The following is a 26488-nucleotide window of genomic DNA, read 5'->3' on the forward strand; positions in this document are numbered from 1 at the left end:
TCAGTCGCCGGCTCCGAGCTTCTCGTCCAGGAGCGCGAACATCTCGTCGTCGCTGGCCTCGTCGAAGTCGAAGCCGCCGTCGACGTCGTCGCGCCCGCTCCACGCCCCGCGCACCTGCTCCAGGCGCGCGGTGATCTCCTCGTGGGCGCCGGGGTCGATCGCGGTGTCCCGCAACGCCTTCTCCAGCCGGGCCAGGTCGGCGAGGATCGCCTGCTCCGGCTTCTCGTCCGGGGCGAGCAGTTCCGCCAGGTGCGCGGCGAGGTCGCGGGGGGTCGGCTGGTCGAACGCCAGTGTCGCGGGCAGGGCCAGGCCGGTCACCGCCGTGAGACGGCGGCGCAGCTCGACCGCGGTCAGCGAGTCGAAGCCCAGCTCCGTGAACGCCTGGTCCGGCCCGACGCTGTCCTGGTCGCCGTGCTCCAGCACGACCGCGACGGCGTCGGCGACCACGTCCAGCAGCAGCTCGATCCGCTCCGCCGCGCCGAGGCCGGCGAGCCGGGGCGCGAGGTCGGGCACGGCCGCCGCCGGACGGGCCGTGGCCCGCCGCGGCGGGACGAGAGCGCGCAGCACCGGCGGGAGGTCGTCGAGGGCGCGCAGCGCGGGCAGGTCGAGGTGCACCGGCACGACGAGGGGGTCGGTGCCCGCGCGCACGGCGTCGAACGCGGCCAGGCCGTCGTCGGGGGCGAGGAGCCCGACGCCGGCGCGGGCCAGCCGCCGGATTTCCGCTTCGGGCAGGGCCGCGGTCATGCCGGTCTCGGCCGTCCACGGTCCCCACGCCAGCGACACCGCGGGCAGGCCGCGGCGCTGCCGGTGGACCGCGAGCGCGTCGAGGACGGCGTTCGCGGCCGCGTAGTTCGCCTGCCCGGCCCCGCCGAACGTACCCGCCAGCGAGGAGAACAGCACGAACCCGGCGAGGTCGCGCCCGGCCGTCAGCTCGTGCAGGTGCCGGGCGCCGTCGGCCTTGGGCCGCAGCACGGTGTCGAACCGCTCCGGCGTCAGCGTGCCGACGACGCCGTCGTCGAGGACGCCGGCCGCGTGCACGACGGCGGTGAGGTCGAGGCCGTCGAGCAGCGCCGCGACCGCCGCGCGGTCCCCGACGTCGCAGGCCCGCACGTCGGCTTCGGCACCGAGCTCGGCGAGGTCGTCGAGGAGGCCGGGTTCGGCGCGGCCGGACCGGCTGACCAGGACCAGGTGCCGGTGCCCGCCGGCGGCGAGGCGGCGGGCGACCAGCGCGCCGAGACCGTTGGTGCCGCCGGTGACGAGCACCGCGCGGTCGCGGTCCCACTCGGTGCCGGGCTCGCCCGGGGTGGCCCGGCCGACGCGCGCGGCCGAGACGGCACCGTCCTTGATGGACAGTTCCGGTTCGCCGTCGCCGAGGAAGTCCCGCGCCGGCGCGGATCCGTCGGAGTCGACGAGCACGAACCGGCCCGGGTTCTCCTGCTGCGCGGAGCGCACCAGGCCCCAGACGGCGGCCGCGGCGAAGTCTTCGCCGTCGAGCGCGCCGGCGGTCCGCACGACCAGCTTCGCCGCGGCGAACCGCGGTTCGGCCAGCCACGTCTGCACGAGCGCCAGCACGTCGGCCGTGGCAGTGCGGATGTCCGCTCCCGACGGGACGGCCACCTCGACGAACTCGGGCACCACGGCCAGTCCGTCCAGCGCGTACCCGGAAACCGCGACGACTTCGGCGGGTGCGGGCGCGACCGGCGCCCAGTCCAGCCGGTAGAGGTGCGCGGCCTGCGGCTGCCCGGCTTCGCGCACGGTGAGCCCGTCGATCGACGCCACCGGTGCGCCGGACGTGTCGGCGATGGCGAGGCTGATCGTGTCCGGGCCCGCCGGGGCGAGCCGGACGCGCAGGTCGGCGGCGCCGGGGCGGTGGACGGACACGCCGCGCCAGGTGAACGGCAGCGCGGGCGGCGCGCCGGGGTCGGCCACCAGCTGGGCGTGCAGGACGGCGTCGAGCAGCGCCGGGTGCAGGCCGAAGCCCTCGGCCTCGTCGACGCGGACTTCGGCGAACAGTTCGTCGCCTCGCCGCCACAGCGCCTTCAGGCCCTGGAACGCCGGGCCGTAGGTGAACCCGCGGTCGGCCAGCGCGTCGTAGGCACCGTCCACGGTGACCGGTACCGCGTCCGCGGGCGGCCACTCCCCCACCTCGAACGCAGGCGCCGCGTCCGGGGTGACGACGCCGGTCGCGTGCCGGGTCCAGGTGCCGTCGTCGCCGCACGAGTGGATCTCCACCGGGCGGTGGCCGTTCGCGCCGGGCGCGCCGGCCGCGACCTGCACGGTGACCCCGCCGGTGAGGACCAGCGGCGCCAGCAGCGTCAGGTCGTCGACGCGCGGGCAGCCCGCCTGGGTGCCGGCGTGGCGGGCCAGTTCGAGGAACGCCGTGCCGGGCACGAGGGTCGCGCCGAAGACGGTGTGGTCGGCCAGCCACGGCTGCGCGGACGCCGACAGGCGGCCGGTACTGACGAGCGTGCCGGTCCCGGCGACCTCGACGGCCGCGCCGAGCACCGGGTGCCCGCCCCCGCGCCGGTCACCGGCCGGGCGGGCCGGCGGCCAGAACCGCCGGTGCTCGAACGGGTACGAGGGCAGGTCGGCCCGCGGCCCCTCGGTGGCCCAGCCGACGTCGAGCCCGGAGACGTGCAGCCGGGCCAGCGCGGTCAGGAACGTCCGGTCTTCGGCGCGGTCGCGGCGGGCGACCGGGACGACGACCGCGTCGGGGACGTCGACCAGGCCGGCCAGCACGGCGTCCGGCCCGACCTCGACGAACCGGGTCACCCCGGCCAGCCGCTCGAGGGCGTCGGCGAAGCGGACGGTTTCGCGCACGTGCCGGACCCAGTACGCCGGATCGGTCACGTCGCCCGAAGTGATCAGCGGGAGCTTCGGCTCGGCGAAGCTGAGCCCGGCGACGACTTCGCCGAACTCCGCCAGCATCGGGTCCATCAGCAGCGAGTGGAACGCGTGCGAGACGCGCAGCCGGCGCTGCTTGCCGAACCGGGCCGCGACGGCGGTCACCGCGTCTTCGTGGCCGGACAGCACCACCGACGCCGGCCCGTTGACCGCCGCGAGGTCGACGCCCTCGCCCAGCAGCGGGCGGATGTCGGTTTCGGCCGCCTGGACGGCGATCATCACGCCGCCTTCGGGCAGCGCGCCCATCAGCCGGGCGCGGGCCGACACCAGCGCGCAGGCGTCGTCGAGGGTCAGCACGCCGGCGATGTGCGCGGCCGCGATCTCCCCCACCGAATGCCCGGTGACGTAGTCCGGGCGCACGCCCCGCGACTCGAGCAGCCGCGCCGCGGCGACCTCGAAGGCGAACAGCGCCGGTTGCGTGTATTCGGTGCGGTGCACGCGTTCGCCGGCCAGCGCGGACCGGACGGCCGGGTCGAGCCGGTCGAGGACGTCGTCGTAGGCGGCGGCGAAGACCGGGAAGCGCGCGGCCAGCTCGCGGCCCATGCCCGGCCGCTGCGCGCCCTGCCCGGAGAACAGGAACGCGGTCGGCCCGGCGGTGGCCACGCCGTCGACGACGTCCGGCGACGGTTCGCCGGCGGCGAAGGCGGCCAGCGCTTCGGCGGGACGTTCGGAGACGACGACCGCGCGGTGCGCGAACCGTGAGCGCAGGCTCAGCGCCCGGCCGACCGCACCGGCGGGCAAATCGTCCACTGTGGACGACAGGCGGAGCGCGTGGGCCCGCAGCGCCTTGGCCGAGCGCGCGGACAGCGGCCAGATCGCCGGTCCGTGGAGCTCTTCGGCCGGGGCGGCCACCTCGGGCGCCTGCTCGATGATCACGTGCGCGTTCGTGCCGCTGATCCCGAACGACGAGATCCCGGCCCGCCGCGGCCGGGCCGCCGACGGCCAGGCCCGGCTCTCGGTGACGACCTCGACCGCGCCTGCCGCCCAGTCCACATGGGACGATGGCGTGCCCGCGTGCAGGCTCGCCGGGACGACGCCGTGCCGCATCGCCTGGATCATCTTGATGATGCCCGCGACGCCGGCCGCGGCCTGGGTGTGGCCGATGTTCGACTTCACCGAGCCCAGCAGCAGCGGGGTTTCCCGGTCCTGGCCGTAGGTCGCCAGGAGCGCCTGGGCCTCGATCGGGTCACCCAGCGCGGTCCCGGTGCCGTGCGCCTCGACGACGTCTACGTCCTGAGTGGACAGACCGGCACCCGCGAGCGCGGCGCGGATGACCCGCTGCTGCGACGGGCCGTTCGGGGCGGTGAGCCCGTTGGACGCGCCGTCCTGGTTGACCGCGGAACCCTTGACCACGGCGAGGATCCGGTGGCCGTTGCGGAGCGCGTCGGACTGCCGTTCCAGGACCAGCAGGCCGACGCCTTCGGCCCAGCCGGTGCCGTCGGCGTCGTCGGAGAACGCCTTGCAGCGCCCGTCCGGTGAAAGCCCGCGCTGGCGGGCGAATTCGACGAACGTCGCCGGGGTCGCCATCACGGTGACCCCGCCGGCGAGCGCCAGGGTGCACTCCCCCGACCGCAGGGCCTGGCTCGCCCAGTGCAGCGCCACCAGCGACGACGAGCACGCCGTGTCCACGGTGACCGCCGGGCCTTCCAGGCCGAGCGTGTAGGCGACGCGCCCGGATGCGACGCTCGGCGCGCTGCCGTTCCCTTGCTGGCCTTCGTAGTCGCTGCCGGCGAGCAGGCCGCCGTAGTCGCTGTACATCACGCCGGCGAACACGCCGGTCGCGGACCCGCGCAAGGTCGCCGGGTCGATGCCCGCGTGTTCCAGCGCCTCCCACGACGTCTCGAGCAGCAGCCGCTGCTGGACGTCGGTCGCGACGGCCTCCCGCGGGCTCATGCCGAAGAACGCGGCGTCGAAGTCCGCGGCGCCGGCCAGGAACCCGCCCGCCCGCGCGTAGGTCGTGCCCGGGTGGTCGGGGTCGGGGTCGTAGAGCGCGGACAGGTCCCAGCCGCGGTCGGCGGGGAACGGGCCGACGGCGTCGCGCCCGGCGGCGACCAGGTCCCAGAACTCGTCCGGCGACGCGGCACCGCCCGGATAGCGGCAGCCCATGCCGACCACGACGATCGGGTCGTCATCGCGGGCGCGGACCGGGCGGGTCCCGGCGGCCGGTGCGTCGGCGCCGGTCAGCTCGGCCAGCAGGAACGCGGTGAGCGCCGCGCTGTTCGGGTGGTCGAACACGAGCGTCGTGGGCAGCCGCAGGCCGGTCGCGGTGGCGAGCCGGTTGCGCAGTTCGACGCCGGTGAGCGAGTCGAAGCCCAGCGCGGAGAACGCGCGGGACGGCTCGACGGCCGTGTGGTCGGCGTGCCCGAGCACGGCCGCGACCTGCGCGGTGACGACGTCGGCGACGACGTCGTGGCGCTCGGCTTCCGGCAGTCCGCGCAACCGCTCGGCGAGCCCGCCGGTGGCGGCCCGGCGGGTGCTCGCGCGGACCAGCCCGCGCAGCGGAGCCGCGATCTCGCCGGACGCGGTCGCGGCGAGCCGGACCGGCACCAGCGCCGGCGTCCCGGCACCGACGGCCGCGTCGAACAGGGCGAGGCCGTCTTCGGCGGTCAGGGCCGTGATGCCGGCCCGGGCCATCCGCGCGACCTCGGCGCCGCTCAGCTCGGCCGTCATGCCGCCGACCCCGGCCCACGGGCCCCAGGCGAGCGACACCGCGGGCAGCCCGCGAGCCGCGCGGTGCCCGGCGAGGGCGTCGAGGTAGGCGTTGGCGGCGGCGTAGTTCGCCTGTCCCGCGCCGCCGATCGTGCCCGCGACCGAGGAGAACAGCACGAACCCGTCGAGGTCCGCGGTCAGCTCGTGCAGCAGCCACGCGGCTTCGGCCTTCGGGCGCCACACGCGGTCGAACTGTTCGCCGGTCATCGTTTCGACCGTGCCGTCGTCGAGGACGCCGGCCGCGTGCACGACGGCGGTCAGGCGGTGGCCGTCGAGGACCGCGGCGAGCGCGGCGCGATCGGTGACGTCGCAGGCGGCGACGGTCACCTCGGCCCCGGCCTCGGTCAGCTCGGCGACGTCGGCCTGTCCGCTGCGGCTGAGCAGCAGGAGGCGGCGCATGCCGTGCTCGGTGACCAGGTGCTTCGCCAGGAGGCGGCCCAGGCCGCCGGTGCCGCCGGTGATCAGGACGGTGCCGTCGGGGTCCCAGCCGAGCGGTGCCGGTTCGGCGGGCGCCTTCGCGAGCCGCGGGACTTCGACGACGCCGTCGCGCACGCGGGCCTGCGGCTCCCCCGAGACCAGGGCGACGTCGGCCGGATCGGCGCTGTCGACGAGGGCGAACCGGCCCGGGTGCTCGGCCTGCGCCGCGCGGACCAGGCCCCACACCGCGGCGGCGTCGAGGTCGGTGCCGTCGGTGGCGCCCGTGGTGTGGAAGACGAGTTCGGCGTCGCGGGGCTCGGCGAGCCAGTCGCGGACCAGGTCCAGAGCCCGCGCGGGACCCTCGGCCGTGACGACGACCCGCTCCGGCCGCTCGCCGCGGGGCGGGGTGGCCGGGACCCAGTCGAGCCGGAACAGCGCGTCCTGAGTGCGGGTTGCCGTCGCGGGCCGGAACGTCACCGCGTCGACCTCGGCGACCGGAATGCCATCCATGTCCGCAAAGGACAGCGCAACAGCGTTCTCGCCGGCGGGGGTGATGCGGACGCGCAGGACCGGCTTGCCCGTGGCGTACCGGCGCACCCCGCGCCAGCTGAACGGGACGTGCGGCCGGTCGTGCCCGGCGGTGAGCGCGACCGCGTGCAGGGCGGCGTCGAGCAGGGCCGGGTGCAGCCCGAACGCCGCGGCCGGCTCGTCCCCGAGGCTCAGCTCGGCGAAGACGTCGTCGCCGTGACGCCAAGCGCGGCGCAGGCACTGGAACGCGGGCCCGTAGCCGAGGCCGAGCGCGGCGAGGCGGTCGTAGGCGTCGGTGAGGTCCAGGACCTCGGCTGCTTCGGGAAGGGTGACGTCCCGTCGCACCGCCGGGGTTTCCGGTTCGAGGACACCGGTCGCGTGCCGGGTCCAGGCACCGTCGCCCCCTTCGGGGCGGGAGTACACGCCGAAGTCGCGCAGCTCGTCGGCGCCCGGTTCGGCCACGCGGACCTGCAGGTGCACGGCCGCGTCCGGCGGGATGACGAGCGGTTCGAGGACGGCCAGCTCACGCACGGCACCCATCGTCAGGGCCAGCTCGGTGAAGGCCGCGCCGGGCAGGACGGTCGAGCCCAGCACGGTGTGGTCGGCCAGCCACGGGTGCGCGGCCAGGGAAAGCCGGCCGGTGAACAGGCGGCCGGTGCCGTCGGCGAGATCGACCGCGCCGCCGAGCAGCGGGTGGCCGGTCGCGCCGAGCCCGAGTCCCGCGGGGTCGCCGGCGCCGTGGCGGGGCGCGGGCCAGAAGCGTTCGTGCTGGAACGCGTAGCCCGGCAACGGAACCGCGCGGCCGTCGGCGAGGCCGGGCCACTCGACCGGCAGGCCGGCCGCGAAGAGGCGGGCGAGCGCGGTGCGGAAGGTGCGGGGTTCGTCGCGGTCGCGGCGCAGCAAGGGCACGACCACGGCACCGTCGTCCGCGGCGAGCCCGGCGAGGACGGCGTCCGGGCCGACTTCGACGAACTTGTCGACGTGCCACGCCCGCAGCGCGCCCAAGGCGTCGGCGAAGCGGACCGTGTCACGGACCTGCCGCACCCAGTACGCCGGATCGGTGACGCTTCCGTTCGCCACCACGGGAATCACGGGTTCGCGGTAGGTCACGCCGGCCGCGACTTCGCCGAACTCGGCGAGCATCGGGTCCATCATGGCCGAGTGGAAGGCGTGCGAGACCGAAAGCCTTTTGGTGTCCCCGAAGTGCGCCGCGATCGCCGCGACGGCGTCCTCGGGCCCGGAGAGCACGACCGAGCGCGGGCCGTTGACGGCGGCGAGGCCGACCCCGCCGGTGAGCAGCGGCCGGACGTCGTCCTCGGCGGCCCGCACGGCGACCATCGCCCCGCCGGGCGGCAGCGCCTGCATGAGCCGGCCGCGGGCGGTGACCAGCCGGGCCGCGTCGGCCAGGGAGAACACCCCGGCGACGTGCGCGGCCGCGAGCTCGCCGATCGAGTGCCCGGCGACGTAGTCCGGGCGGACGCCCCGCGCGGTCAAGGTGTGGAACAGCGCGACTTCGACGGCGAACAACGCCGCCTGGGCGTACTCGGTCCGCTCCAGCGCGGCCGCGTCGTCACCCCACATGACGTCGCGGACCGCCGGGTCGAGTTCGGCGAGCACGGTGTCGAGCGCGGCCGCGAAATCCGGGTCCGCGGCCAGCTCGCGGCCCATGCCGAGGCGCTGGGAACCCTGACCGGAGAACAGGAACGCGGTCTTGCCGGGCGCGGGCGCGCCGGTGACGACGTCCGGGTGGTCGATGCCCTCGGCGAGCGCGGTCAGTGCGTCCTCGCCGAAGACGACGGCCCGCTCGTCGAAGCGGGCGCGGCCGCGGGCGAGGGTCCACGCGGTGTCGCGCGGGTCGTGGTGTCCGATGTGGACACCGAGTCGTTTTGCCTGCGTGCTCAGTGCTTCCGGCGTTTTGGCACTGACCAGCCACGGCACCTCGGGCGCCGGTGAGCGCTCGGGTGCCGGGCGCGGCGCGGGCTGTTCCAGGATGACGTGGGCGTTCGTGCCGCTGATCCCGAACGACGACACGCCGGCCCGGCGCGGACGTCCGGCGTCGGGCCAGGCCGTTTCCGCGGTGGCCAGCTCGACGGCGCCCGCGGTCCAGTCGACGTGCCCGGACGGTTCGGTGACGTGCAGGGTCCGCGGCACGACGCCGTGGCGCATCGCCTGGACCACCTTGATGATCCCGGCGACGCCGGACGCGGCTTGCGTGTGCCCGAGGTTCGACTTCACCGACCCCAGCAGCAACGGCGTTTCGCGGTCCTGGCCGTAGGTGGCAAGGAGAGCTTGGGCTTCGATCGGGTCGCCGAGGGTGGTGCCGGTGCCGTGCGCTTCGACGACGTCGACGTCCGCAGTGGACAGACCGGCGCCCGCGAGCGCGGCGCGGATGACCCGTTGCTGCGACGGCCCGTTGGGGGCGGTGAGGCCGTTGGACGCGCCGTCCTGGTTGACGGCGGAACCCTTGACCACGGCGAGGATCTCGTGGCCGTGGCGCTCGGCGTCGGAAAGCCGTTCCAGGACGAGGATGCCGACGCCCTCGGACCAGCCGACGCCGTCCGCGCTGTCCGAGAACGGCTTGCAGCGGCCGTCGGTCGCGAGGCCGCGCTGGCGGGAGAACTCGACGAACGCGGTCGGCGTCGACATCACCGTGACGCCGCCGGCGAGGGCGAGGTCGCAGTCCCCGGAGCGCAGGGCCTGCGCGGCCCAGTGCAGCGCGACCAGCGACGACGAGCACGCCGTGTCCACGGTCACCGCCGGGCCTTCGAGGCCGAGGGTGTAAGCGACCCGGCCGGAGGCGACGCTGCCCGCGCTGCCGCTGGTCTTGTAGCCCTCGGCGTCTTCGCCGCCGTCGAGCAGGCGGCTGTAGTCGCCGTACATGACTCCGGCGAACACGCCGGTGGCGGAGCCGCGCAGCGACGACGGGTCGACGCCCGCGCTTTCCACCGCGGCCCAGGAGGTTTCGAGCAGCAAGCGTTGCTGGACGTCGGCCGCGACGGCTTCGCGCGGGCTCATGCCGAAGAACCCGGCGTCGAAGTCGGCGGCGTCGTGCAGGAAACCGCCGTGGCGGGTGTAGGACGTGCCGGGGTGGGCCGGGTCGGGGTCGTAGAGGGCGTCGAGGTCCCAGCCGCGGTCGGCCGGGAAGCCGGTGACGGCGTCGCCGCCGGCGCGGACCAGCCGCCACAGGTCCTCGGGCGATTCGACCCCACCCGGGTAGCGGCAGGCCATGCCGACGATGACGATCGGGTCGCCGTCGACGGCCTTCGTGGTGGGTGCCGCTTCGGCCGGTGCGTCGCCGGCGAGGTGGTCGGCGAGCGCGCCGACGGTCGGGTAGTCGAAGACGAGCGTCGCGGGCAGCCGCAGCCCGGTGGCGGCGGTGAGCCGGTTGCGCAGCTCGACGGCGGTGAGCGAGTCGAACCCGAGTTCGGAGAACGACTTGGCGGGGGTGATCCGCTCGGTACCGCGGTGGCCGAGGACGCGCGCGACCTCGTTCGCGACGACGACCGCGGCCTCGGCCCGGCCACGCAGCCGCCGTTCCGCCACTCGGCGCGCGGTGGCACGCACGAGGCCGCGCAGGGGGTACGGGAGGTCTTCCCTTCGGCGCAGGACGGCCTTGTCCAGGCGGACGGGCAGCACCACGGGCGCGCCGTCGGCGAGTGCGGCGTCGAAGAGCGCGGTGCCCTGCTCGATCGTGAGCGGCGGGTAGCCGGCGCGGGCGAGCCGGTTCACGCCGCTGTCGCCGAGGTCGGCGGTCATGCCGGAGGTGGGGACCCAGGGGCCCCAGGCGAGGCTCACGGTGTGCGGGCGGTGGCGGGCGAGGGCGTCGAGGAACGCGTTGGCGGCGGCGTAGTTGCCCTGGCCGGGGAGGCCGAGGGTGCCGGAGACGGAGGAGAAGAGGACGAGGGTGGTGTGTTCGCCGACGAGTTCGTTCAGGTACCAGGCGGCTTCGGCCTTGGGCCGGTGGACGGCGGCCAGGCGCTCGGGGGTGAGGTCGGCGAGGAGGGCGTCGTCGAGAACCCCGGCGGCGTGGACGACCGCGGTGACGTCTCGGCCGTGGAGGAGTTGTCGGAGCGCGTTCCGGTCGGCGACGTCACAGGCGGCGACGGTGACCTCGGCGCCGGCTTCGGTGAGTTCGGCCGCCAGTTCGGTGGCCCCGGGGCTGTCGGTTCCGCGGCGGCTGACGAGCAGCAGACGGCGCGTCCCCCGCTCGGTGACCAGGTGCCGGGCGATGACGGCACCGAGGCCGCCGGTGCCGCCGGTGATGAGGACGGTGCCGTCGGGGTCCCAGGAGGCGGCACTTTCACGTGAAAGTGCCGGGGTCAGGCGGGCGGCGAGGAGGGTTTCGCCGCGGAGGGCGAGCTGGGGTTCTTCGCTCGCGAGGGCGGCGAGGAGGAGATCGCCGGAGACGGACGGCGGCTCGGTCGAGGGGAGGTGGCCCGCGGCAAGGTCCGTCGGCCGCGGGTCGGCCGAAGCGAGGTGGCCCGCGGCAAGGTCCGTCGGCCGCGGGTCGGCCGAAGCGAGGTGGCCCGCGGCAAGGTCCGTCGGCCGCGGGTCGGCTGCGCCGGAAACGCCCGCGGCAAGGTCTCCCGACTGTCGCTTGGCCAGCTGCGGCTCGGCCGGCCGGCGTTTGGCCTCGGCGAGGGCGCCCGGCTGCGGATCGCCAGTGGGGACCGGCAGCGGCTCGGCCGCACCGAGGTCGCCCGGCAGCAGCTCACCCGCGGAGACCGGCAGGGACTCGGCCGCACCCACGTCGCCCGGCTGCGGCTCGCCAGCGGAGACCGCCAGCGGCTCGGCCGCACCGACGTCACCCACCAGCAGCTCGCCCGCGGAAACCGGCAGCGGCTCGGCCGCGCCGACGTCGCCCGGCAGCGGCTCGACCGCGGTCGAGGCTGCCAGCTTCGGGGCCGAGACCTGCTGGCTTGGCAAGTCCACCAGGCCGAAGCGGCCCGGGTGCTCAGACTGCGCCGCGCGGATCAGGCCCCACGCCGCGGCCGCTGGGATGTCCGTTCCGTCCGTTGCGCCGCGGGTCAGGAAGACCAGCTTGCCCGTCTCCGACTCCGCGACCCAGCGCTGGGCCAGCTCCAGTGCCCGGCAAGTCAGGTCGTGCGCTGAAGCCGGGACGTCCGCCTCACCGGCGAGGCACGTCACCACCAGCGGCGCTCCGGTGAGGTCCGCGGTGGTGGGCAGCGCGAGCCCGAACGGGTTGTCGCCCCAGAGGAGCGCCGAGGGCGTCTGTGCGGGGGACGGTACGGGGGTCCAGTCCAGCGTGAACAACGCGTCCGTGCGCTGCGCCGCCGCCGGGCGGTGTTCTCGCAGGTCGAGGGCGTCGATCGTGGCCACTGGGGTGCCGTCGGGGGCCGTCAGTGACAGGGCGTCGCCGCGTACGTGGACCCGCAGCGCCACCGCGCCCGACGCGTGCAGGGACACGCCTCGCCACGAGAACGGGAGCACCCGGGTGGGTGTGCCGGGGCGCAAAGTGAGGGCGTGCAGGGCCGCGTCCAGCAGGGCCGGGTGCAGGCCGAACTCCGCCGCCTCCTCGTGGTGCTCGGCGTCCAGCGACACTTCGGCGAACACCTCGCCCCCACGGCGCCAAGCCGTGCGCAGGCCGCGGAACCGGGGGCCGTACCCGAAGCCGTCCGCCGCGAAGTCCGCGTAGAAGTCCTCCAGGGCGACCGGCTCCGTGTCCGCGGGCGGCCACTCCTCCGGGCCGGGAGCGGGAGAAGGCGACGCCGGGCTCAGGGTGCCGGTCGCGTGCTCGGTCCAGGAGTCCTCTTCGGACTGTCGCGAGTGGATGGCGACCACACGGGCACCGCCCTCCCCCGGCTCCCCGACGCGCACCTGCACCCGCGCGGGCACCACCAGCGGGACGGCCATCGTCAGCTCGTCGAGCCGCGGGCAGCCGCACTCGTCGCCCGCGCGGATCGCGAGTTCGGCCAGGGCCGTCCCCGGCAGGAGGGTCGTGCCCGCCACCACGTGCTCCGCCAGCCACGGCTGTGCGGCCACCGACAGCAGGCCCGTCAGGACGAGTTCGTCCGAGCCGGCCAGTGCGACGACGTCGTCGAGCAGCGGGTGCGCCCTCGTCCCCGGTGCGCGGACCGGCCGCGGCGCGGGCCAGAACCGCTCGCGCTGGAACGGGTACGTGGGCAGCTCCACCGGCCGGCCGGGAGCCGTCGCGGATCGCCAGTCGACGTCGACCCCGGCCACGAACAGCCGGGCCGCGGCCTCGGTGAACGCGGCTTCCTCGCCGCGGTCGCGCCGCATCAGCGGCACCGCGAGACCCTCGGGCACCAGCGCGGACAGCACGCCGTCCGGCCCCGCCTCGACGAACCTCGTCACGCCGGATCCGGTCAACGTCGTGACGGCGTCGGCGAACCGGACCGCCTCCCGGGCGTGCCGCACCCAATAGTCCACAGTGGTCGGTTTCACCTTGGAATCCACAGTGGAAACGAAGGGGATTCGCAGAGAAGAAAAAGTCAATCCACGAAGGACTTCGGCGAACTCCGCGAGCATCGGCTCCATCAACGGCGAGTGGAACGCGTGCGACACCGCAAGCCGACGCGTCTTCTCGAACCGGGAGGCCACCGCGTCGACCGCCGAGGTCGTTCCGGAAAGGACGATCGACCGGGGCCCGTTGACGGCGGCGATCGCGACGTCCGGGCCGAGCAGCGGCCGGACCTCCTCCTCGCTCGCCACCACCGCGACCATCGCACCGCCGTCGGGCAGTGCCTGCATCAGCGCGCCGCGCGCGACGACCAGGCGGCACGCGTCGGACAGGGAAAATACTCCGGCGGCGTGCGCGGCCGCGATCTCCCCGATCGAATGCCCGGCGACGACGTCGGGCGCGATGCCCCAGGACTCGGCCAGCCGCACCAATGCGACCTGCAGGGCGAACAACGCCGGTTGCGCGAATTCCGTGCGGTCCAAGCGAGTCTGGTCGTCGCCACGCACGACGGCCACGACCTCTGGGCCGAACTCCGCGAGCACGGCGTCGTACGCCGCCGCGAAGACCGGGAACCGGCGGGCCAGTTCGCGGCCCATGCCGGCGCGCTGGCCGCCTTGGCCGCTGAACACGAACGCGGTCTTCCCGGGCACGGCCGCACCCGTGACGGCGGCCGGGTGGTCGAGCGTCAAGGCCTCTCGGGTGGTCGCCGGGTCGGTGGCGAGCACCACGGCCCGGTGCGCGAACCGCGACCGGGCGGCCAGGGTGTGCCCGGTGTCGAGAGGCGCGTCCGCGAACGCGGCCAGGGCTGCCGCCTGCGCGTGCAACGCCGTCTCGGACTTCGCCGACAGCGGCCACGGCACGACCGCGGGCGTGGGCACCGGCGACCGGTCGGGGCCGGCCGGGGGTTGTTCGAGGACGACGTGGGCGTTGGTGCCGCTGATCCCGAACGACGAGACCGCCGCGCGCCGCGGCCGGCCGCTTTCGGGCCACTCGGCCGGTTCGCCGAGCAGCGTGACGCCGCCGTCCGCCCAGTCGATGCGTGACGACGGGGTGTCCGCGTGCAGGGTGCGCGGCAGCACGCCGTGCCGCATCGCGAGGACCATCTTGATCACGCTCGCGACACCCGCGGCGGCTTGCGTGTGCCCGATGTTGGACTTCACCGAACCCAGCAGCAGCGGGGTCTCCCGGTCGCGGCCGTAGGTCGCGATGAGCGCCTGCGCCTCGATCGGGTCGCCCAGCGGGGTGCCGGTGCCGTGGCCGTCCACCGCGTCGACGTCCGAAGTGGACAGCCCGGCGTCGGCCAGCGCGGCGCGGATGACGCGTTGCTGCGAGGGGCCGTTCGGTGCGGTGAGGCCGTTCGACGCGCCGTCCTGGTTGAGCGCACTGCCCCGGACCACGGCCAGGATCCGGTGCCCGTTGCGCTCGGCGTCGGAAAGCCGTTCCAGCAGGAGCATTCCGGCACCCTCGGCCCAGCCGGTGCCGTCCGCGCCGTCACCGAAGGAGCGGCAGCGGCCGTCCGCCGACAGGCCGCGCTGGCGGGAGAACTCGATGAACGTCGACGGCGTCGCCATCACCGTGACACCGCCGGCGAGCGCGAGGTCGCACTCCCCCGAGCGCAGGGCCTGCGCGGCGAGGTGCAGCGACACCAGCGACGACGAACACGCCGTGTCCACGGTGACCGCCGGGCCTTCCAGACCGAGCACATAGGACACCCGGCCGGACGCGACGCTGCCCGCGCTGCCGCTGGTCAGGTAGCCCTCGGCGTCTTCGCTGCCGCTGAGCAGACTGCTGTAGTCGTGGTACATCACGCCGGCGAAGACGCCGGTCGCGGTGCCGCGCAGGCTCGCCGGGTCGATGCCCGCGCGCTCGACGGCCTCCCACGACGTCTCGAGCAGCAGCCGCTGCTGGGCGTCGGTGGCGAGGGCTTCGCGGGGGCTCATGCCGAAGAACTCGGCGTCGAACTCCGCCGCGTCGTGCAGGAACCCGCCGTGGCGCGTGTAGGACGTGCCGGGGTGCGCCGGGTCCGGGTCGTAGAGGGCGTCGAGGTCCCAGCCGCGGTCGGCGGGGAACTCCGAGACGGCGTCGCGGCCTTCGCGGACCAGGTCCCAGAGCCCCTCCGGCGTGCGGACCCCGCCCGGGTAGCGGCAGGCCATGCCGACGATGACGACCGGGTCGCCGGTGGCCGTGGCCGGGCGGCGGACCTCGGCCGCCGGGGCGTCGGCGTCGAAGAGCTCGGCCAGCAGGTGCGTGGCGAGCGCGGTGACGGTCGGGTGGTCGAACACCAGCGTGCTCGGCAGGCGCAGCCCGGTGGCGGCGGCGAGGCGGTTGCGCAGGTCGACGCCGCTGAGCGAGTCGAAGCCGAGGTCGGAGAAGGCGCGGGCGGGGTCGATCGCGGCGGCGTCGGCGTGGCCGAGGGCGAGCGCGACGTGCGTGGCGACCAGCCCGGCGAGGGCTTCGGCGCGCTCGGCCGGGGGCAGCGGCGCGAGGGTGCGGGTCAGGTCGCCGGCCTGCGCGGACCCGGCGGCGGCACGACGGCGCCCCGGCCGGACCAGGCCACGCAGGACGTGCGGGATCTCCGGCTGCCGCCGGATCGCGGCGAGGTCGAGCGGGAGCGGGAGGAGCGCGGGCTCGCCGGCGCCGCGGGCGGCGTCGAACAGCGCGAGCCCGGCTTCCACGGCGAGCGGCGGCATCCCGGCTTCGGCGAGCCGTCGCAGGTCCGCTTCGGACAGGGTCGACGTCATGCCGCTGCCGGATTCCCACGGCCCCCAGCCGAGGGACACGGTGTGCGGGCGCCGGCGGGCGAGTGCGTCGAGGAAAGCGTTTGCGGCGGCGTAGTTCGCCTGCCCGGCACCGCCGTACGTACCGACGACCGAGGAGAAGAAGACCAGTTCGGTGCCGGGTGCGGTCAGTTCGTGGAGGTGCCAGGCGGCGTCGGCCTTGGCGCGCAGGACGTTTTCGAAGCGCTCCGGGGTGAGGGCGGCGAGGGTGCCGTCGTCGAGGACGCCGGCGGCGTGGACGACGGTGGTGATCTCGCGGCCGTCGAGGAGCCGCTCGAGGGCGTCGCGGTCGCCGACGTCGCAGGCGGCCACCTCGACGCGGTCGCCGAGCTCGGCGAGGAGGGCGGGGTCGGCGACGCCGGAGCGGCTGACGAGCAGCAGGTCACGGCCACGGGCGGCGAGGTGGCGGGCGACGGCGCTGCCCAGGCCGCCGGTGCCGCCGGTGATGAGGACGGTGCCGTCGCGCTCGGCGGGTTCGGCGGGCGGTGCGGTGACGCGGGTGAGGCGGGCGGCGTGGAGACGGCCGCCCTCGATCTTCAGGACGGGCTCGTCGCCGGCTTCGGCCGGGTCGAGGGAGCCGTCGGTTTCGACGAGCACGAACCGGCCCGGGTGCTCGGCTTGGGCGGCGCGCACGAGACCACCGGCGGCGGCCGCGACCGGGTCGGCGGCGGGGATGACGACGAGCAGGGTGCGGTCGTGGGTGACGGCCTCCTGAAGCTGGGTCAGGACGCGGGTGGTGACTTCGCGCAGGGATCGCGGGACGTCGGTGAAGTCGCCGGTGACGGTGAGGATGTCGGCCCGGGCCGGCTGGGGTGTGACGGGGATCCAGTCGAGGCGCAGGAGCGGCTGCGGGGCTTTGGTGGTGCCGGGGCGGCGCAGGACGAGACGGTCGACGTCGACGACGGGGGTGCCGGCGGGGTCGGTGGCGGTGACGCGGAGGCCGCCGTCGGCCGGGGTCAGCCGGACGCGGAGGGCCGCGGCGCCGGTGGCGTGGAGGGTGATGCCGTGCCAGGAGAACGGGACGCTGCCGGTGAGGCCGGGGTCGAGGAGGGAGACGAGCCGGAGGGTCGCGTCGAAGAGGGCGGGGTGGAGGCCGTACGCGGTGGCGTCGGCGCGTTGCGGCTCGGCGAGGGCGACTTCGGCGAAGATCTCGTGGTCGCGGCGCCAGGCGGTGGTGGGGTTGGGGAAAGCGGGACCGTAGCCGAGGCCGTCCGCGGCGAGGCGGTCGGTGAGGCCGGTGAGGTCGAGGGGTTCCGCATCGGCGGGGGGCCAGACGTCCGTCGCGGAACCGTCGACGAGCGCGATCTCCGGGACCAGGCGGCCGGTCGCGTGCCGGATCCACGGCTCGTCCGCGCCTTCCGGGCGCGACGACACCGTGAACTCGCGGGCGCCTTCGCCGTCCGCGGCGCTCACCCGGACCTGGAGCCGGTGGTCCGCGGTCAAGGCGAGGGGCGCCTCGATCGTCAGCTCCTCGACGCCCAGGTCCGGAGCCGCCGCCAGGGCCAGCTCCACGAACGCCGTGCCGGGCAGGACCGGGGTGCCGTGAACCGTGTGGTCGGCCAGCCACGGCTGGGTCGCCGTCGTCAGGAGGCCGGTCAGGACCGTGCCGCCGTCGGTCAGGTCCAACGAGGTTCCCAGCAGCGGGTGGCCCGGGGCGGACGGCCAGAAACGCCGGTGCTGGAACGGGTACGTCGGCAGTTCGACCAGCCGCGCGCCGGAACCGGCGAACCACGCCGTCCAGTCCACAGTGGACCCCGCCACGTGCAGGCGGCCCAGGGCCTCGAGGAGCGCGACCGGCTCGGGACGGTCGCGGCGCAGGACCGGCGTCACCACCGCGGCCGGGTCGTCGACCAGGCCGGACAGCACCGCGTCCGGGCCGATCTCGACGTACGTCGTCACGCCCGCTTCAGCCAGCGAGCCGAGCGCGCCGGCGAACCGGACCGTCGAGCGCACGTGGCCGACCCAGTACTCCGGGGACGTGACGTCGCCGGCCGCGATCAGCGGGATCTCCGGCGGCGCGAAGGAAAGCTGCTCCACGACCGCGCGGAAGTCGGCCAGCATCGGGTCCATCAGGTGCGAGTGGAACGCGTGCGAGACCGCCAGCCGCTTGGACTTGCCGAAGCGGGATGCCACTTCGAGGACCGCGGCCTCGGTGCCGGAAACCACCACGGACCGCGGGCCGTTCACCGCCGCCAGATCGGCGCCGTCGACCAGCGCCGCGCGGACGTCCACTTCGGACGCTTCGATCGCCACCATCCCCCCGCCGCGCGGCAGGGCCTGCATCAGGTGTCCGCGCGCGGACACCAGGGTGCACGCGTCGGCGAGGGACAGCACGCCGGCCACGTGCGCGGCCGCGATCTCCCCCACCGAGTGCCCGGCGACGAAGTCCGGGCGGACGCCCCACGACGCCAGCAGCCGGGCCAGTGCCACTTCGATCGCGAACAACGCCGGTTGCGCGACGCCCGTTTCGGCCAGCGCTTCGGCGTCGGCACCCCACACCACCGAGCGCACCGCGGGATCGAACGCCGCCAGCACCTCGTCGAAGGCGTCCGCGAACACCGGGTACTCCGCGGCCAGTTCGCGGCCCATGCCGATCCGCTGGGCGCCCTGGCCGGTGAACAGGAACGCCCGCGGTCCCGGCGCCGCGACCCCGCGAGCGACCTCGCGCACGCCGTCGGCACCGGCCACCAGCGCGGCGCGGTGCGCGAACCTGGCCCGGGCGGTCGCCAGGGTGAATCCGGTGTCGAGCGCGGAGAAATCGCTTGAGGTGACGCGCGTGATCTGCTCGGTCAGTGCCTCCTCGGACCGCGCCGAGAGCACCCACGGCACCACCGGACGCCCGGCGGCCGGCTCAGCGACGACGACGGGGGCCTCGAGGACGACGTGGGCATTGGTCCCGCTGATCCCGAACGACGAGACACCGGCCCGCCGCGGCCGGTCGAGCGCCGGCCACTCGCGCGCGTCGGCGAGCAGCTCGACGGACCCGGCCGACCAGTCCACGTGGGACGACGGCGTGCCCGCCCACAACGACTTCGGCACGACGCCGTGGCGCATGGCGAGGATCACCTTGATGATCCCGGCGACCCCGGCGGCGGCCTGGGTGTGCCCGATGTTCGACTTCACCGAACCCAGCAGCAACGGCGTCTCGCGGTCCTGTCCGTACGTCGCCAGCAGCGCCTGCGCCTCGATCGGATCGCCCAGCGTCGTCCCGGTACCGTGCGCCTCGACCACGTCGACGTCCGAAGTGGACAGACCGGCGGTGGCGAGCGCGGCGCGGATCACGCGTTGCTGCGACGGGCCGTTCGGCGCGGTGAGGCCGTTCGAAGCCCCGTCCTGGTTGACCGCGGAACCGCGCAGCACCGCCAAAACGCGGTGTCCGTTGCGGACCGCGTCGGACTGCCGTTCCAGCACGAGCAAGCCGACGCCCTCGGACCACCCGGTGCCGTCGGCGTCGTCCGAAAAGGACTTGCAGCGGCCATCGCCCGCGAGACCGCCCTGGCGCGCGAAATCGAGGAACGTCGCCGGGGTCGACATCACCGTGACCCCGCCGGCCAGCGCCAGCGAGCACTCCCCCGAGTTCAGCGCCTGTGCCGCCCAGTGCACGGCGACCAGCGACGACGAACACGCCGTGTCGACCGTGACCGCGGGGCCCTCCAAGCCGAGCGCGTAGGCGACCCGGCCGGACGCGACGCTGCCCGCGGTGCCGTTGACGTCGAAGCCGCGCGTCTCCGGATCCCGCGCGATGGCCGCGTAGTCGTGGTACATGACCCCGGCGAACACGCCGGTGTCCGAGCCCTTCAACGACGTCGGGTCGATGCCCGCCCGCTCGAACGCCTCCCACGAGACTTCCAGCAGCAGCCGCTGCTGCGGGTCGGCGCTGAGCGCGTCGCGCGGTGAGATGCCGAAGAAGTCCGCGTCGAACCCGGTGGCCTCGTGCAGGAAGCCGCCCGCGCGGGTGAAGCCGGCGTCCGGCACGTGCCAGCCGCGGTCGGCCGGGAACGGCGTGATGCCGTCGCGGCCCTCGGTCAGCAGCTCCCAGAAGTCCTCCGGCGACGCCACCCCGCCCGGGTAGCGGCAGGCCATGCCGACGACGACGATCGGGTCGTCGCCGCGCGGCGCGGCGACCCGCGTCGGGCGCAGCGAAGGGCCGTCTTCCAGGAACGCGGTGACGGCGTCCGGGGTCGGGTGGTCGAACACGAGCGTCGCGGGCAGCCGGCGCCCGGTCGCTTCGGCGAGGCGGTTGCGCAGTTCCACCGACGTCAGGGAGTCCAGGCCCAGCTCGCGGAAGGTCAGCGACGAGTCCACCGACGCCGCGGACGCGTGCCCGAGGACGTTCGCCACCGTCGCCACGACCAGCGCGCCGAAGTCGGTCGCCGCCGCGGCCGCACGGCGCGGGCGCGGCGGGGCCAGGCGGTGGAACACCGGCGGCACGACGTCGAGCGCGCGCACGGCGGCGCGGTCGACGTGCGCGGCGACGACCGCGGGTTCGGCCCCGGCGAGCGCCGCGTCGAACCAGGCCAGGCCTTCCTCCACGGTGTGCGCCGGCAGCCCGGCGCGGGCCATCCGCCGCACGGCCGCTTCGGACAGCGTGCCGGTCATCCCGCTTTCGCGCGCCCACGGACCCCACGCGATCGCGCGGGCGGGCAGCCCGGCCGCGGCACGGGTGCGGACGAGGTCGTCGAGGGCCGCGTTGGCCGCGGTGTAGGCGCCTTGGCCGCCGTTGCCGAGCACGCCGAACACCGACGTGAACACGACGAACGCGGACAGCTCCGGTGCCAGCTCGTGCAGGTGCCAGGCCGCGTCGACCTTCGGGGCGAGGACGCGGGCGAGCCGGGCGGGGGTCAAGGCGTCGAGCACGCCGTCGTCCAGCACCCCGGCCGCGTGCACCACGCCGGTGACGTCGTGCGCGGCGAGCAGGGCGGCGACGGCGTCGCGGTCGGAGACGTCGCAGGCGGCCAGCTCGACCGAAGCGCCGAGTGCGGTCAGCTCTTCGGCCAGCTCGCGGGCACCGGGGGCGTCGGCACCCCGGCGCCCGGCGAGGACCAGCCGCGTGACGCCGTGGGTCGCGACCAGGTGCCGGGCGACGTGCCCGCCGAGGCCCCCGGTGCCGCCGGTGATCAGGACGGCGCCGTCGCCCCAGCGGGCCGGGCCGGGCTCGGCGGCGGTCACCGGCGCGAGGCGCGGCACCTCGACCCGGCCGTCGCGGACGCGGACCTCGGTTTCGCCGGACGTCGGGAGCGCGGCCAGCTCCGCCGCCGTGGGCACGCCGGACAGCAGGAAGAACCGGCCCGGCCGTTCGGCCTGCGCCGAGCGGACGAGCCCCTCGACCGCCGCGGCGACCGGGCCGCCGCGGGTGAGGAACACCAGCCGCTTGTCGTCCTCGAGGTGCCCGCGCAGGTGGCTCAGCACCGTCGACGTCGCCAGGCGGACGCCCGCCGGGACGGGCACCCCCACCGGCTCCGGGACGGGGACGAGCAGCACGTCGGCCGACGACGGCACGGCGTGCCGCCCGGCCAGCAGCGCACCGAAGCCGTCTTCGTCGGCGCCGACGACGGCCCAGGTCAGCTCGGCCGGGGCGCCGAGGTCCTTGGGCGTCCACTCGACGTGCAGCAGCGGCGGCGCGGCCGGGGCGGCGTCGGCCGGCGGCCGCAGCACGAGGGAGCCGACGGTGGCGACCGGCGCGCCTTCGGGGTCGGTCACGGACAGCGTCACGGTGTCCGGGCCGAGCCGGCGGATCCGCAGCCGCAGGGCGGACGCGCCGACCGCGTGCAGGCCGACGCCGGACCAGACGAACGGCAGCCGGGCGCGCGGGCGCGGGTCGAGCCCGAGGAACGGCACCAGGTGCAGGGCGGCGTCGAACAGCGCCGGGTGCAGCAGGTAGCCCGCCGGATCGCCCGCCTCCTGGGGCAGCACGAGGTCCGCGCACAGGTCGTCGCCTTCGTGCCAGGCCGCGCGCACCCCGCGGAACGCCGGCCCGTAGGCCAGCCCGGCCGCGGCCAGCGTCGGGTACAGCTCGTCGACGTCGAGCGCTTCGCCGCGCTCGGCGGCCGGGAGCACCGGCGCCGCGACGGCCGGGACCAGGCGGCCGGTCGCGTGCTCGGTCCACGGGCCGCCGGCGGCGCGGGAGTGCACGGTGACCGGGCGGCCGCCGTCGTCGGCACCGACGCGGACCTGCACGGTGACGCCGTCGACCGGCAGGGGCAGCGGCGCGGTCAGCGTCAGTTCGGCGAGCGCGCCGCACCCGAGTTCGGCGCCCGCGCGCAACGCGAGTTCGACGAACCCGGTGCCGGGGAACAGGATCCGGTCTTCGACGACGTGATCGGCCGGCCACGGCAGCGCGTCCGGCGAAACGTGCCCGGTGAGCACGACGCCGTCCTCGCCGGGCAGTTCGACGGCCGCGCCGAGCAGCGGGTGGTCCGAGCGCTCGAACGGGCGGGCCGCGGGCCGCGCGGTGACCCAGAAGCGTTCGTGCTGGAAGGCGTAGGTGGGCAGGGCGACGCGGCGGGCGCCGGTGCCGGCGTAGAACGCCGTCCAGTCGAGGCCGGCGCCGAGGACGTGCAGGCGGCCGAGCGCGGTCGCGAAAGCGGTTTCTTCCGGGCGGTCCGAGCGCAGCAGCGGCACCGGGGACGCGTCCGGCAGCGTGCGCGCGACCAATCCGGACAGGGTGCTGTCCGGGCCGATCTCGACGAACGTCCCGATGCCGTCGTCCCGCAACGACTCCAGCGCGTCGGCGAAGCGCACGGTCGCGACGACCTGGGCGACCCAGTAGCCGGGATCGGTCAGTTCGCCGGGTCCGGCCGGGCGCCCGGTGACCGTCGAGACGACCGGCAGCGCGGGCTCGTGGAACGTCAGCCCTTCGGCCACGCGCCGGAAGTCGTCGAGCATCGGCGTCATCAGCGGTGAGTGGAACGCGTGCGACACCGAGAGCCGCCGGGCTTCCTCGAACGACGCCGCCAGCCGCAGCAGCGTGTCCTCCTCACCGGAGACCACGAGCGACTCGGGCGCGTTGACGGCGGCGATCGCGACGCCGTCGGTGAGCAGCGGCCGGACCTCGTCTTCGGTGGCCTGCAACGCGATCATCGCGCCGCCTTCGGGCAGCGCCTCCATCAGGCGGCCGCGCGCGACGACGAGCGCGCACGCGTCCGGCAGGTCCAGCACGCCGGCGACGTGCGCCGCGGCCAGCTCGCCGATCGAGTGCCCGGCGACCCGGTCGGCGCGCACGCCGAGCGACTCGGCGAGCCGGAACAGCGCGACTTCGAGGGCGAACAGCGCGGGCTGGGCGACGCCGGTGCGGTCGAGCACCGCCGGGTCACCGGTGGCGATCGCCGCCGCCACCTCGGCCGGGAAGTGCGCGCGAACGTCGTCGTACGCGGCGGCGAAGACGGGGAACCGCGCGGCCAGTTCGCGGCCCATGCCGGGCCGTTGGGTGCCCTGCCCGGCGAACACCGCGGCCACGGCCGGTTCGACCGCGGGCGCGGTGCCGCTCGCGATCTCGGCCCCGCCCAGCAGCACGGCGCGGCGGTCGAACGAAGAACGGGTGGTGAGCAGGGAGTGGCCGACGTCGACCGGGTCGGCGTCGAGCGTCCGGATGCGGTCCACGGCCGCCCGCAGCGCCGCTTCGGACTGCGCCGAGACGACCCACGGAACCGCGGTGGCGACGACTTCGCGGGCAGGCTCGGCGGCGGTTTCCGCCGGGGCCTGCTCCAGGATCAGGTGCGCGTTCGTGCCGCTGATGCCGAACGACGACACGGCCGCGCGGCGCGGACGGCCGGCCTCGGGCCACTCGCGGGCCGCGGTGACCAGGTCGATCGCGCCCGCCGTCCAGTCCACGTGGGACGATGGCGTTTCGGCGTGCAGCGTCCGCGGCACGACGCCGTGCCGCATCGCGGCGACCATCTTGATGACGCCGGCGATCCCGGCCGCGGCCTGGGTGTGCCCGATGTTCGACTTCACCGATCCCAGCAGCAGCGGCGTTTCCCGGTCCTGGCCGTACACGGCGAGCGCGGCGCGCGCTTCGATGGGGTCGCCGAGCCGGGTGCCGGTGCCGTGCGCTTCGAGGACGTCGACGTCGGCGGGCGCGAGGCCCGCGTCGCCGAGCGCCTCGCGGATCACGCGCTGCTGGGCCGGGCCACTGGGCGCGGTGAGGCCGTTGGAGGCGCCGTCGGAGTTGACCGCGGAGCCGCGAACGACCGCGAGGACGTCGTGGCCGAGTTCGCGGGCGCGCGAAAGCCGTTCGACGACGACCATGCCGACGCCCTCGGCCCAGCCGGTGCCGTCCGCGCCGTCGCCGAAAGCCTTGCAGCGGCCGTCTTCCGACAGGCCGCCCTGCTTGGCGAACTCGACGAAGATGCCCGGCTCGGCCATCACGGTGACCCCGCCGGCGATGGCCAGCGACGTCTCCCCCGAGCGCACCGAGCGGACGGCCAGGTGCAGCGCGACCAGCGACGACGAGCACGCCGTGTCCACGGTGACGGCGGGGCCGCCGGTGCCGAGCACGTAGGCGACCCGGCCGGAGACCAGGCTCGGCGAGGTGCCGGTGAGCACGTACCCCTCGGCTTCGCCGGTGCCTTCGGCCAGCCGCGGGCCGTAGTCCTGCGCGGTGGCGCCGACGAACACGCCGGTCCGGGTGCCGCGCAGCGACGACGGCGCGATGCCGGCGCTTTCCAAGGTCTCCCAGACGACTTCGAGCACCAGCCGCTGCTGGGGTTCCATCGCCTGGGCTTCCCGCGGCGAGATGCCGAACAGGCCGGCGTCGAACCCGGCGACGTCGGCGAGGAACCCGCCCGGCCGCCCGGTGCCGAGCACCGACGCGGGCCAGCCGCGGTCGCCGGGCATCGGGGTGATGGCGTCCACTTCGGACTCGACGAGCCGCCAGAGTTGTTCGGGGGAACCGGCTCCGCCCGGGTACCGGCAGCCGAGGCCGACGATGACGACGGGATCGGCGTCACCGGAGGAGACGAGCTCGGGTGCGCTCACCGGCGCGGTACCGGCGAGGTGCTCGGCGAGCGCGCGGGCGGTGGGGTGGTCGAACAGCTCCGTCGTGGCCAGCGTGCGGCCGGTGGCGGCGCCGAGGCGGACGGCCAGGTCGACGTTCATCGCCGAGTCGAAACCCAGTTCGCGGAACGACGTCCCCGGGTCGACTTCGGCGCCGAGCACGGCGGCGGCTTCGGCGCGGACGAGTTTCAGCAGGTCGCGGTCGACGGCCGGGGTCGTGACGGGGGCCGGCCGGGGGGCGTCGAACCAGTGGCGTTCGCGGTCGAAGGCGTAGGTCGGCAGGTCGAGCGCGCGGCCGCCGCCGGTGAGCTTCGTCCAGTCGACGTCGATGCCGTGGACGTGCAGCTCGGCCAGCGCCGCGACGGCGCCGAAGTCCTCCGGGCGGCGGGAGCGGGACGACCGCACGGTCACCGCGTCGCCCTCGACGCAGCCCCGCACCAGCGAAGTGAGCGTGCCGTCCGGTCCCAGCTCGAGGAACGCCGTGATCCCCTGGCGGGACAACGTGGTGACGGCGTCGGCGAAGCGGACGGTGTCGCGCACCTGGCGGACCCAGTGCTCGGGGGTGCACAGCTGCGCGCGGCGGATCTCGCGGCCGGTCACCGTCGAGACCACCGGCAGCCGCGGCGGGCGCAGGTCGAGCTGCTCGACGACCCGGCGGTACTCGGCCAGCATCGGGTCCATCAGCGGCGAGTGGAAGGCGTGCGAGACGTCGAGGCGGCTGACTTTGCGGCCGTCGGCCTCGAGCCGGGCGGCCAGCGCCAGCACCGGCTCCTCGGGCCCGGCGAGCACGACGGCGGCGGGCCCGTTGACCGCGGCGAGCACGACGTCGTCGCCCAGCAACGGCTCGACTTCGGCGGCGGCGGCGCGGACCGACACCATCGCGCCGCCCGGCGGCAGCGAGCCCATCAGCCGGCCGCGGGCGGTGACCAGCACGCAGGCGTCGTCGAGGGACAGCACGCCGGCGACGTGGGCGGCGGCGATCTCGCCGACCGAGTGCCCGGCGACGTACGCCGGCTCGACGCCCCAGGAGGCGAACAGCCGGTACAGCGCGACTTCGTAGGCGAAGAGCGCGGGCTGGGTGTGCCCGGTCTCGGCGAGCACGGCGGCGTCGGCCGACCCCGGCTCGGCGAACAGCACGTCCCGCAGCGGGCGTTCGGTGTCGCAGCGCGCGCAGATCTCGTCGAGCGCCTCGGCGAAGACCGGGAACCGCTGGTACAGCTCGCGGCCCATGCCGGGCCGCTGGGCACCCTGACCGGGGAACAGGATCGCGAGGCGGTGCTCCCCCGCCGTCCCGGCGACGACGTCGGCCGAGGGTTCGCCGGCGGCGAGCGCGGGCAGGGCGGCGGGGTCGAGCACGACGGCCCGGTGCGGGAACGCGCTGCGGGTGGTGGCCAGGGAATGCGCGACGTCGAGCGGGTCAGCGTCTCGTCCGGCGAGGGCGCCGGCCTGGCCGCGGAGGGCGCCCGGGGTGCGGGCCGACAGCACCCAGGGAGCTTCGTTTTCACTGCGTGGCGGGGGTTCCGGGGCCGGGGGCGCGGCGGAGAGGACGAGGTGGCAGTTGGTGCCGCCCATGCCGAACGAGGAGACGCCGGCGTAGGCGGCTTCGGGCCAGGGAACCGCTTCGAGGGCGACGCGCAGGCGCCAGTCGTCGAACCGGATGGCCGGGTTCGGGTGCTCGTGGTTGCGGCTGGGCGGGACTTCGCCGTGGGCCAGCGAA

Annotated in this window: 1 protein-coding gene (running past one end of the window); it reads right to left on the minus strand. The window is 75.6% G+C overall.

The window, feature by feature from the left end; genetic code table 11:
- On the minus strand, positions 1-26488 hold the 3' portion of the coding sequence (locus MUY14_RS20780) for a type I polyketide synthase (RefSeq protein WP_247024791.1). It continues 1079 nt past the right edge of the window; the window shows 26488 of its 27567 coding nt (coding positions 1080-27567); its start codon lies beyond the right edge, outside the window — the gene reads right to left on this strand; the stop codon is at positions 1-3.

The sequence above is a fragment of the Amycolatopsis sp. FBCC-B4732 genome (genome assembly GCF_023008405.1).
Lineage (GTDB): Bacteria > Actinomycetota > Actinomycetes > Mycobacteriales > Pseudonocardiaceae > Amycolatopsis > Amycolatopsis pretoriensis_A.